The sequence below is a fragment of the Aminobacter sp. P4_D5 genome (genome assembly GCF_056401815.1).
The window spans coordinates 68,481-78,951 of sequence record NZ_JBFUIP010000008.1 but is presented as its reverse complement, the minus strand read 5'-3'; the positions used below and the strand labels follow the sequence as shown (position 1 = coordinate 78,951).

Below are 10,471 nucleotides of genomic sequence, written 5' to 3'. Positions count from 1 at the left end.
CGGCTATGTTGTACGCTTGAGCCTGTCAATCAAGATGAAAGTTTCTTGCCCTGGGGTAGCGTCGCTCGCTTTGTCACATTAGCGCGGCGGATAGTGCTTTTCGCAGCGTTCGAAGCGCAGTAGTGAAAGGCAGTTCAAAATTGCAGGACGGATCATGACGRCACCGAAAGAACTGAGGGTCTCCAAGGACCGCAAGCTGTTGACGGTGACCTTTCCCGACCATCGCCCCTCCGAGCTGCCAGCCGAGTTGCTGCGTGTGCTTTCGCCCTCGGCCGAGGTGCAGGGCCACTCACCGGAACAGCGCGTGACGGTTCCGGGAAAGAAAGAGGTTACGATCCTCAAGATCGAGCCAGTGGGCAATTACGCTGTGCGTATCACCTTCGACGATTTCCACGACACCGGTATCTTCACCTGGAATTACCTGCACACGCTTAGCCACGAGAAGGACAAGCGCTGGCAGGAGTATCTCGACGAGCTGGCGAAAAAGGGGCTGAGCCGCGAGCGGTAACTGTCTTCGGCGGTTCACATTGGCCGGCTAAGTGCGGCAGGAGCAACGCAAGAGGGGCAGGCGATGTCGGTCATATCAACGGTGGAACAACTCGAAGCGCTTTACGGCCTTCCCGGCGAAACGTCGCTGGTCAAGGAGCTCGACCACGTCATTCCCGAATACGCCGCCTTCATCGAGGCTTCGCCCTTTGTGTCCTTGGCAACCAGCGGACCTGAGGGGCTCGACTGCTCACCGCGCGGCGATCTGGCCGGCTTCGTTCGTATTCACAATGCGCGCACGCTGATGATGCCCGACAGGCGCGGCAACAATCGAGCGGATTCGCTGAAGAACATCATCCGCGACCCGCGCGTGGCGCTGCTGTTTCTTGTGCCGGGGTCGGGCACGACGCTACGGGTCAACGGTCGCGCCCACATCAGCATCGATGCCGAGCTGTGCGCGTCCTTCACAGTTGAAGGCAAGCCGGCGCGCTCGGTGACTGTGATCGAAGTCGATGCGGTCTATTTCCAGTGTGCCCGCGCCATCGTGCGTTCCGAGCTGTGGAACCCCGAACGGCATGTCGACCCGAAATCGCTGCCGACGCCTGGGCAAATCCTTTCCGTCACCAGCCGCGAAAACATCGACGGCGAAACATACGATCGCGAATGGCCCGAGCGTGCCAAGAAATCGATGTGGTAGGTAGCTGCCTCCCAGTGAGTACGTCCATGACCCAGAACATCTACGACAATCCCGATTTCTTCGAAGGCTATAGCGGCCTCAACCGATCTGTCGAAGGTTTGGCGGGCGCGCCGGAATGGCCGGCTTTGCGCGCGCTGGTCCCTGACCTCGAAGGCCGCAAAGTCGTGGATCTCGGCTGCGGTTTTGGCTGGTTTAGCCGCTGGGCACGCGAGCAGGGCGCTACCGAGGTGCTCGGCCTCGACGTGTCGGAGAAAATGCTGGCCCGTGCCCGAGAGATGACGCCCGATGCTGGCATCACCTATGAACGCGCGGACCTCGAAAAGCTCGCGCTGCCGGAAGCCTCATTCGATCTTGCCTACAGCTCGCTTGCCTTCCACTACATCGAAAACCTGCCCGCGATGTTGACGAATGTGCATCGCGCGCTTGTGCCCGGCGGTCGGCTGGTCGCCTCCGTGGAGCACCCGATCTACACCGCGCCGACGCATCCTGGCTGGTCGGTCGATGCCAGCGGCAACAAGACCTGGCCTATCGAAAACTATCAGGTGGAGGGTCAACGCAACACCAATTGGCTCGCCAAGGGGGTGATCAAACAGCATCGCACGATCGGCACCTATCTCAATTTGTTGATCGGCCGTGGCTTCACCATCGCCCATGTCCAGGAGTGGGGACCGAGCGATGCCCAGATCGAGGCGTGGCCGGCATTGGCGGAAGAGCGGCTGCGGCCGATGATGCTTCTGCTTGCGGCTGATCGCTAGGCCTCAAAACAAAGTGATAGCCGTCGGTGTAACTCCGGCGGCTTTGGCGACGTATACCGGCAAAACTGCTGGAGCTTTCGCATGACGCCTTGGACAGACCGTGCCGGAAAATTTTCGCCGCTGAAGGCTACGGCATTTGCCGGCACATTGGTGCCGGTCTTGCTGCTTGCCTACTACGCGCTGGCAGGCTTTCCGAAAGGGGCCGGCGCTGGCACACTGCTTGGCCCGCGACCGTTCACGGCGGCGATCCATGAAACCGGCGACTGGGCGATCCGTCTCCTTTTGTTGTCTCTGGCGGTCACGCCGCTGCGCCGCATCGGGCAATGGCCGAAGCTGATCCTCATCCGCCGCATGCTCGGGGTGGCGGCGTTGTCTTACGCGCTCGGGCATCTGGTGCTCTATTTTTTCGACCAGAATTGGGATGTGCTGCGCGTGGTCAGCGAGATCGCGCTGCGCATCTATCTCACCATCGGCTTTGTCGCGCTGCTTGGACTGGCCATCCTTGGTGCGACGTCGACTGATGCGGCGATCAAGAAGCTCGGGCGCAACTGGAACCGGCTGCACAAGATCGTCTATGGCATCGGCATCCTGGCGGCGCTGCATTTCTTCATGCAGTCCAAAGCCGACGTCTATCAACCGACCTTGATGGCCGGCTTCTTCATGCTGCTGATGTTTTACCGGCTGGCGCAGTGGCGCGGGTTCAGCCTGACGTCGCCGCTGGTGCTCATTGGCATCGGGGTTGCCGCCGCTCTGTCGACTGTCCTCGTCGAAGCGGCGTGGTATGGGCTTGCCACCGGCGTGCCGCCCAGCCGTGTGCTCTGGGCCAATCTGCAGTTTTCCTACACCATCCGACCGGCATGGTGGATCCTGGCGACAGGCCTCGGCGCGGCTGTACTCGGTTATGTCAGGTCGATAGGCAAGGCCGACGTGCCACGGGGCAGGCGGGCTGCCAGGGCACCAGCCTGAGCAGCTATTCCTTCAGGGCGTCGGCGACGCGCAGCATATGCGCGCCAATCAGGTCGCATTGCTCAGGGGTCGAAGCGCTCATCGCCTTTTCGATCAGCGCGCCATAGGTCTTCAGCGCCCGCATCAACAGAGATTCGCCGTCTCCGGTCAGCGTCAGCCGCATGATGCGGCGGTCCTTGGCGTCGGCCTCGCGGCTTACCAGCGCGCGCTTTTCCAGTTGCGGCAACAGCATGGTGATGTTCGAGCGCCCGACCAAAAGCTTGCGGGCGAGGTCGTGCTGCGACATGCCGGGATGGCGGTACAGGTTCATCAGCACATCGAGCTGTGCCGGCTTGAGGTCATGCGGCTGCAGCGCGCTCGCCAAGGCACGCTCCATCGAGTGGCACGCTTTCGCCACCGCGACCCAGTTGCGGAATCGCGGGTTGTCCCACGGCAAATCTTGCTTATTGTTCATGATTGAACTATTATGTTCATGATTGAACTTATGGATGGACAATCACTATGGCATCAATCGGGCTGAAGGTCATCCGGCGGCTGTTCGGTATGGCCGAGCTGGTTTCGCCGCGTCTCGCCGGCCGTGTGGCTTTCGAGCTTTTCCGGCGCACGCCAAGCGAACGGTCGCTGTCCGAAGGCGAAAAGCGCGCCATCGCCAAGGCGTCCGATTTCATGGCGGAGGCCCGCCATCACCGAATCAAGACGCAACGCGGCTGCGTCGCCATGCACGAGTTTCGTCGGGCTCAGGAGCGCAGCGACCGAGGCACAGTGCTTGTCATCCATGGCTGGCGCTCGCGCACCGAATATATGCGGGCGCTGATCGAAGGCTACCGGAATGCCGGCTATCGGGTGATCTCAGTCGACCTGCCGGGCCATGGCGGCTCGCTCGGCCGGGCGCTGGACATGGCCAAGGCGGTCGAAGCCGTCAACCTCGCAGCCCAATGGTTTGGTCCTTTCGAAGCGATTGTCGGCCATTCCTTCGGCGGGGCGGTGGCCGTCAACGCGGCTACCGGCACGGTCAAGGGTTTCGCGCCGCTGGCGGCAGGACGGCTTGTGCTGATTTCAGCGCCCGATTCGATGCCCAGACTGTTTGAGGAGTTTGGCCGCTACATCAAGCTCGGGCCAAAATCGCAACGCGCCATCGCAAGCCAGGTCGAGCGCGTCACCGGCACGCCGATCAGCCATTTCGTCAGCTCCAGGCTGCTGATGCGGCTCAATGTTCCGACCCTCGTCATCCATGCGCCAGACGACAGGGAGGTGCCGGCGACGGAAGCGCGTGCCATGGCAGGGGCGGGCAGCCATGTCAGGCTGTTCTGGGCCGACGGGCTCGGCCACAGGCGCATCTTGTCCGCTGCGACGGTGGTGGATGAGGCGGTCGCCTTCCTGGCTGACGCGCCTGAACTCGCCACCGTTCACTAGCGAAGGCCCGCGCCCGCGTTCAGATTGGCTTCAGCAAAGAAGTTCGCAGCATGTCGTAGGTGGGCGCCAGATCACGAAGAGCCGCCGCCGCAACAACGTCGTTGCCGACAACCAGCGGATATTGCATCGCGCCGATGAGGCGCGCCTGCTTGCCGGCGATCTGTGCCGCCCCGGCATATCCGGCTCGCGCCAGGCAAGTCGCGGCGTCGGCGGCGCGGCGGGCGCCGACCCGGACCGCGAAATGGATCATGTGACCTCGCAACTCGTCGTCGCATCCGGTCTCGATCCTTGCCGCCAGTGCTTCAGCAGCCTCGCCATTGCCGAGGCTGCCTGCGGGCATGCCGAGATCGCCTTCCATTGACAGCCAGCGGATTGCTGCGGGGATGGACGCCTTGATGATGTCCACCTCGGTGACTTTGGCAATGCGATTGAACCCGGTCCGCATCGTGTAAGGCGTGCCGTAGGTCAGGGTCTTGGCGCTCCATGCGGCGATGAAGTCGGCGATCGGTAGGCAGGCATAGGGATAACCCTGCGGGTCATGCATCAAAACGCATTCGTCATCGACTTCCAGGACAACGACATAGTGATCGGCCTCGATCGGCCCACGCATGCCCGGCTGGTGACGGAGGTGCCCCATCTCGACAGGACCAATCCAGACCGGCCCGCCAGCGAGAGCCGCCTTGAGGCGGGCCAGGGCTTCGCCGGCGTCTCCGCCTTGGGTAACAGTCGATGTCCAGCCAATTGCCGAAAGCGCGTCTTCAAAACCTTTCTCGGGATCCCAGCCGTATGGATCGAAGAATGGCATCGTTCCGCCGATTAGTTGCATGCCGAACGGGCTGCCGGTCGCGACTTCGATGACAGCGGTCGAGGGAGAATCGGCCCCGAACATCATGGCGAAGGAATTGGCGTAGCAATACGGGCCGGAGCCCGTGTACGAAAAATGCGTCATGGCAAGCTCTCTTGCGGGGTGATCGGATAGACGACGTCGAAACGCGCGCCGCCGGTTCCGGGATAGGTCTCGTAGGGACTGTCGGTGCAGCTCAAATCGCTTCGCGCGTCGAGCCACGCTTCAAGGGTGTCGTAGACGCGCAAGATGGGCGGGAAATCCTCATAGGCCTTGGGCACCGGCATGTAGACCTCGCGCCGTGCCGGCTGCAGCCAGATACGCAAGTCGCCGGCAGGCTCGATGCTCCCTTCATAGGCGATGGCGACCTCGACCAGGCCTTCGCTGTCGCGGCTGATGACGTCGTGAAAGTGCACGCTCATTGCCCCGTCGTTCGGCAATGCCTGGGCATGCAGATGCGCGCGGATATCGGCCTCGGCGCGGGCGACGAAATCGTCCAGGACCTCGACGCTTACCTGGCGCTGGCGCGACACGACCTTGCTGGTCGCTATCTCGCGCAGACCGATCGCCTTGGCCAATGCCGGTTCACCGCCATCGGCTTGCCGGGCAAGCGCCCGCACACCTTCAGCCTGCTCGGCCAACAGGTCGTTTTGCGCGGCCAGCCATGTTTGTAGCTCGACGACGCGCGCCTCAGGCGCGAGCTCGACGAGCCGTGCAACGCGGGCCACTGGCAGGCCGAGCCGGCGCAGCTTTGCGATCAGCCGTGCACGCGGCGCCTGTTCGGGTGCGTAGTAGCGATAGCCTGTTTGCGGGTCGACATAGGCCGGCGCCAGCAGGCCTTGTTCGGCATAGAGCCGCAACGCCTTTGGCGACAGTCGTGTGGCGGCTCCGAAACGCCCTGCGAGAAGATAAGAATCGGTCATGAGCGCATGTCTAGGGTCAGCCCTTGGGGCGAGGTCAAGCGCTCGGAAAGGCTTTCGCCATGGCGGTCCAGGCCTCAGCTTTTCTTGTCGCCCGGTTCGGTCGGCAGGCCCGCTGCACGCCAGGCGGTGAAGCCGCCGAGAATGTGGCGAACTGGCTCCAGCCCCATCTCCTGAGCGGTCTTGGCGGCCACTGCCGAACGCCAGCCGCCAGCGCAAAAGAAGACGAAACTTTTGCCGCTGGAAAAGAACGGCTTGTGGTATGGGCTCTCCGGGTCGATCCAGAATTCGAGCATGCCGCGCGGGCAGTGCTGGGCCCCTGGAATCTTGCCTTCGCGCTCGACTTCACGCGGATCGCGCAGGTCGACAAAGACGGTTTCGGCATCGTCAAGCAGCGTTGCCGCTTCCTCCGGCGACACCACCTCGACCACCGCATTGGCCTCGTCGAGCAGTTCCCTGTAGCCCTTTTTCATCTTGCCCTCGCGCCAATCCTGCTCAACGCCATCCTTATCGGCCAATTGATCGCATGAAGCAGCAAGGCCTGTCATCCCGGCTGCATCATGCCAGTGGCCCGGCAACCTCACGATGATGTGAAACTGTTCGGCAACAGCTATCGGGAAATTTATGGAAGCTTAACGTTATCGGTATGAATCGAGACAGTCGCGCCTTACATCAGCCATTCGGCGACAGGAATTCTTCCCCCGGTGCATAGGATTCCAATGCAATTTCCGGCAAGGTTGGGTGTTTTATGACGTTTTCTTTCCTGAAAAAGCCGATTTCGCTTCCGCTGGCCGCCCTGGCCGCGACGCTCGCCATGGGAGCCCCGCAGGCGGGCGCGCAGGGCTTGTTCCAAATGCTTTTCGGCGGCACGAACAGCCGCGAGCCGCGCCAGCCACAAGCCGAATTCCCTCAAGCCCCTTCGCACCAGAAGAAGCGGGCGCCGGCCCCGGCAGCCAAGATCAGCGCGCCGTCCTACTACACCTATAAGACCGACCCGATGGTGATGGTCGATTTTTCCAAGCTGGTCGCCGGCACACAATCGGTATCGCTGGACCCGTCGCTTGCCGGTACCGCTTTCCGCGAAGCGCTCGCTGGCCTCAACGGCTTCGACCTCGTTGCCGAAAAAGACATCGCCAAGGCGCTACTCGATTATTATTCGGCCAATCCCGATTTCATCTGGGTGAGCGATCACACGGCCAACAGCCGTGCCGAAGACGCGATCCGCACACTGAGCGACGCCGCCAGCCATGGGCTGATGCCGGCAGATTATGCCGTGTCGGTGCCGCCAGCCACTTACCCGGCTGACGACGCGGCTGGCCGGCTGAAGACGCTGATTCGATTCGAGATGGCGATGTCGGCGCGCGCGCTGCGCTACGTGCATGATGCGCAAGGCGGCAGGATCGATCCGAACCGCATCTCCGGCTATTACGACTTCGCGCCCAAGCCGCTCGACATGGTGGCCACGCTCAAGGCGCTCAGCCAGGCGCAAGATGTCCGCGCCTTCCTTGAATCAAAGCACCCGCAAAACCCGGAATACAAGGCGCTGCGCGTCGAGCTCGAGGCGTTGAGAGCGAGTGAGGAAAACGACATCGTCGTTGACCCCAAGCTGCTGCTAAAGCCGGGCGAGACCAACCCCGAGCTTCCCAAGCTTTTGCATCTCATTGCCCGCGATCTCGATGACGAGATGGGTGGCGAATATGGCGAAACCCTTGCCCGGCTCGGTAACAGCGAAGACTATTCTTCTGAACTGGTACCTGTCATCGAGGCCGTGCAGAAGCGGGCAGGGCTCAAGGCCGACGGCGTCGTTGGTCCACGCACCGTGTCGATCCTTGCCGGCACATCCAAGGCTGATCGTCTCGACAAGGTCCTGGTCGCGCTTGAACAGCTACGCTGGCTGCCGTCCGATCTGGGTAGTCCACGCGTTTTCATAAATCAGCCGGCCTACACTGCTAGCTACATCGATGGCGGCGTCGAGAAGCTCAAGATGAAGACGGTGATCGGAAAGTCCACCAACCAGACCAGCTTCTTCCAGGACGATATCGAGCAGGTCGACTACAACCCTTACTGGGGGGTGCCGCAGTCGATCATCGTCAACGAGATGCTGCCGCGGTTGCGTAGCGACCCGTCCTATCTCGACCGGGCAGGCTACGAGGTCACCGATTCCAAGGGCAGGCGCATTCCCTCGTCAGCGATCGACTGGGGCCAGTATGGCGCCAAGGTGCCTTTTAGCGTGCGCCAGGCGCCGAGCGAGGCCAATGCGCTGGRCGAACTCAAGATCCTGTTTCCAAACAAGCATGCGATCTACATGCACGATACGCCGCAAAAGGCGCTGTTTGACCGCGACAACCGCGCCTTCAGCCATGGCTGCATCCGTCTTTCCGATCCGCGCGGCATGGCGGCCGCCGTGCTCGGCACCGATGTAGATCATATTGCGGCAAAGCTGAAACAGGGCCACTCGTCTGAAAAGGTCACGCGCAAGATCCCGGTCTATGTCGCCTATTTCACCGCCTGGCCTGACTTCAACGGCAAGGTTGAATATTTCGGCGATGTCTACGACCGCGACGCACGGCTGAAGGACGCGATGGCACGCACCGACGCCGCGCGGGCTCCAAGCATCTAATATCGCGTCACCCGTCAGACCGGCAGGCCGCCGCGTCTGCTTTTGGTCGCGACCATCCATGCCTCGACCGACATGGGGTTTTGCTCAAGGATGTTTGCCGACCTTGCAAAACTCTGCACAGCACTACGCGCGCCTTCGACTGGAAATTGACCGTTGCGTGCTGCATGGCAAGCGCGCGCGGCTACGCTGTAGATCGGTCCTCGGCGTGTCTCTGGCCAATCGGTCAGAAAGGCGATTGCGTCGGTTATGCAGGCGATTTCGCAAGTGACGTGTTCGTGCTTGACGAATAGCGGGCGACTGAAAGCCTTGGCTTTCATCACTTCCTCCATTTTCTTGGGCGTCTTTTGAGCAAGCGAAAACTGCCGACCTTCGGCAGTTGCCAAAAAGATGGGGCGGTAATGTAAGCGGTCAAGGGCAGTCGTTTCAGCTCTGCCGTCTAGCGGGGCGCGGACTTGATGAGGCAGGTCCGGCGCCGCCAAACCCACCCACCAAAAGGTGGTGGTGATTTCTGTCCACCGATTGCTGCTGGGGAAGTTGGCGGATGGCCGACGCCACACTCATTTAGTGGATGTCCGGCGTCGCGTCGGCCGCTCCATCCGCCCAATTACGAACGTTGCGCCTTGAAGGCCCCGTTTGCAATTAGATCAATGGATTGATGCGCGGTTAAGAAGAGGGAAGGGGCTGTGCAATGGCTACGTGACTGTGTGCCAACGATTGTTTGGCGGAGCGCTATGCCGCAACAGCCCGACGTCATCGGTTTCGAATGCTTCCCTTAGAAGGCCTCCCTTAGGCGGGCAGCAGGATCAAACGCTGAACAGCCCTCAGGTGAGACTGTGCTGAAACTGTAAAAGGGAGATTTGCGACGTGGCTAAGTGCTTGAAAATATGGTGGGCGATGCAGGGATTGAACCTGCGACCCCACCCGTGTGAAGGGTGTGCTCTCCCGCTGAGCTAATCGCCCGTCCGAGGCCTTAAGGGCCGAACGTTCGGGCGATATAGGGGAGGGCTGGGAGTCGTGTCAAGGCGACTTTAGCGACTTGCTGCGTCAATCAGCTTTTGTGCCATGCCAAGCGTCAATTCGTCATAGTGCGAGATGATCACCGAAGGCTCGAATTCACGCACGTGGCGCTCGGTGTAGCCGAAGTCGACGGCCACCACGGGAATTCCAGCTGCCTTGGCCGTATCGATGTCGGTAACCGAATCGCCGACCATCACGGCGCGCGACACGTCGCCGCCCGCCTTGGCGATGGTTTCAGTCAGGTGCCTGGGGTCGGGCTTGCGGATGCCGAAGGTTTCAGGGCCGGTGATGGCAGCGAAGCGGTCGGACAGCCCAAGTGCCCCGATCAGGCCCATGGCGAGGCTTTCGTATTTGTTGGTGCAGACAGCGAGCAGGTAGCCTGCCGAAGCGAAGCGATCCATGGCTGCAACCACGCCAGGGTAAGGCAGCGAGCGGCCCGGAATGTTTGCCGTGTAATGGCCGAGGAAAATGTCATGCAGGCGGTCGTGCTCGGCGGCAGCCAATTGCTTTTGCTGCGAGGTGTAGGCGCGTTCGATCATCACCCGGCCACCTTGGCCGACGAAGCGACGGAAGGCGGTGTCGTCGACTTCCGCAAGACCGCCGGCAACCAGCGTGTGGTTCAGGCTGTCGAGCAAGTCAGGAGCGGTATCGACAAGGGTTCCGTCGAGATCGAAAACGATGATCGGTTTGGACATGGCTCGCTTTCACAGGTTTATACGTCGCAGAGGCGATAGCCCCGGGCCTGCCATGGCG

General features: G+C 61.5%; 12 protein-coding genes and 1 tRNA gene. 6 read left to right on the top strand and 7 right to left on the bottom strand.

Features of this window, described 5'->3' with window-relative positions:
- Positions 1–154 precede the first annotated feature (154 nt).
- The 4 genes from AC1DWF_RS03695 to AC1DWF_RS03680 all read left to right on the top strand — a co-directional run bounded on the left by AC1DWF_RS03695 (position 155) and on the right by AC1DWF_RS03680 (position 2,904).
- Positions 155–508 carry a gamma-butyrobetaine hydroxylase family protein gene (locus tag AC1DWF_RS03695; protein ID WP_476841461.1) on the top strand — a complete coding sequence of 118 codons (354 nt, stop codon included), beginning with the start codon at positions 155–157 and terminating at the stop codon, positions 506–508.
- Between the two features lie 63 nt (positions 509–571).
- Complete coding sequence (locus tag AC1DWF_RS03690; protein WP_476782504.1) at positions 572–1,183, top strand: pyridoxamine 5'-phosphate oxidase family protein; 612 nt, start codon at positions 572–574, stop codon at positions 1,181–1,183.
- Between the two features lie 26 nt (positions 1,184–1,209).
- Positions 1,210–1,938: a class I SAM-dependent methyltransferase gene (locus AC1DWF_RS03685; protein WP_476782503.1), complete on the top strand. Its 729-nt coding sequence runs from the start codon at positions 1,210–1,212 to the stop codon at positions 1,936–1,938.
- 81 nt (positions 1,939–2,019) lie between these two features.
- Entirely contained in the window at positions 2,020–2,904 is an 885-nt protein-coding gene (locus AC1DWF_RS03680; protein ID WP_476782502.1) for a protein-methionine-sulfoxide reductase heme-binding subunit MsrQ, read from the top strand.
- Positions 2,905–2,908: 4 nt separating this feature from the next.
- Here AC1DWF_RS03680 and AC1DWF_RS03675 read toward each other — a convergent pair whose 3' ends face one another.
- Positions 2,909–3,358, bottom strand: coding sequence for a MarR family winged helix-turn-helix transcriptional regulator (locus AC1DWF_RS03675; protein WP_476787612.1), 450 nt, complete (start codon positions 3,356–3,358; stop codon positions 2,909–2,911).
- 47 nt (positions 3,359–3,405) lie between these two features.
- Here AC1DWF_RS03675 and AC1DWF_RS03670 point away from each other — a divergent pair, with 47 nt between their 5' ends.
- Positions 3,406–4,317, top strand: a complete 912-nt coding sequence (locus AC1DWF_RS03670) for an alpha/beta fold hydrolase (RefSeq protein WP_476782500.1) — start codon at positions 3,406–3,408, stop codon at positions 4,315–4,317.
- Between the two features lie 19 nt (positions 4,318–4,336).
- Here the strand turns inward: AC1DWF_RS03670 and AC1DWF_RS03665 are convergent, their stop codons facing one another.
- The 3 genes from AC1DWF_RS03665 to AC1DWF_RS03655 all read right to left on the bottom strand — a co-directional run bounded on the left by AC1DWF_RS03665 (position 4,337) and on the right by AC1DWF_RS03655 (position 6,554).
- A complete protein-coding gene (locus AC1DWF_RS03665; protein ID WP_476782499.1) occupies positions 4,337–5,266 on the bottom strand; it encodes a hypothetical protein in 930 nt (309 codons plus the stop codon).
- On the bottom strand, positions 5,263–6,084 hold the full coding sequence (locus AC1DWF_RS03660; RefSeq protein WP_476787611.1) for a MerR family transcriptional regulator: 822 nt from the start codon (positions 6,082–6,084) through the stop codon (positions 5,263–5,265). The genes AC1DWF_RS03665 and AC1DWF_RS03660 overlap by 4 nt, the downstream gene beginning before the upstream one ends.
- Positions 6,085–6,158: 74 nt before the next feature.
- Entirely contained in the window at positions 6,159–6,554 is a 396-nt protein-coding gene (locus AC1DWF_RS03655) for a rhodanese-like domain-containing protein (protein ID WP_476782497.1), read from the bottom strand.
- A 275-nt stretch (positions 6,555–6,829) separates the two neighbouring features.
- Here AC1DWF_RS03655 and AC1DWF_RS03650 point away from each other — a divergent pair, with 275 nt between their 5' ends.
- Entirely contained in the window at positions 6,830–8,701 is a 1,872-nt protein-coding gene (locus tag AC1DWF_RS03650) for a L,D-transpeptidase family protein (protein ID WP_476841460.1), read from the top strand.
- 14 nt (positions 8,702–8,715) lie between these two features.
- Here AC1DWF_RS03650 and AC1DWF_RS03645 read toward each other — a convergent pair whose 3' ends face one another.
- The 3 genes from AC1DWF_RS03645 to AC1DWF_RS03635 all read right to left on the bottom strand — a co-directional run bounded on the left by AC1DWF_RS03645 (position 8,716) and on the right by AC1DWF_RS03635 (position 10,413).
- Positions 8,716–9,018, bottom strand: coding sequence for a DUF982 domain-containing protein (locus AC1DWF_RS03645; RefSeq protein ID WP_476841459.1), 303 nt, complete (start codon positions 9,016–9,018; stop codon positions 8,716–8,718).
- 568 nt (positions 9,019–9,586) lie between these two features.
- A tRNA-Val gene (locus AC1DWF_RS03640) sits at positions 9,587–9,661 on the bottom strand.
- Positions 9,662–9,729: 68 nt separating this feature from the next.
- A complete protein-coding gene (locus AC1DWF_RS03635; RefSeq protein WP_476784710.1) occupies positions 9,730–10,413 on the bottom strand; it encodes a phosphoglycolate phosphatase in 684 nt (227 codons plus the stop codon).
- Positions 10,414–10,471: the final 58 nt, after the last annotated feature.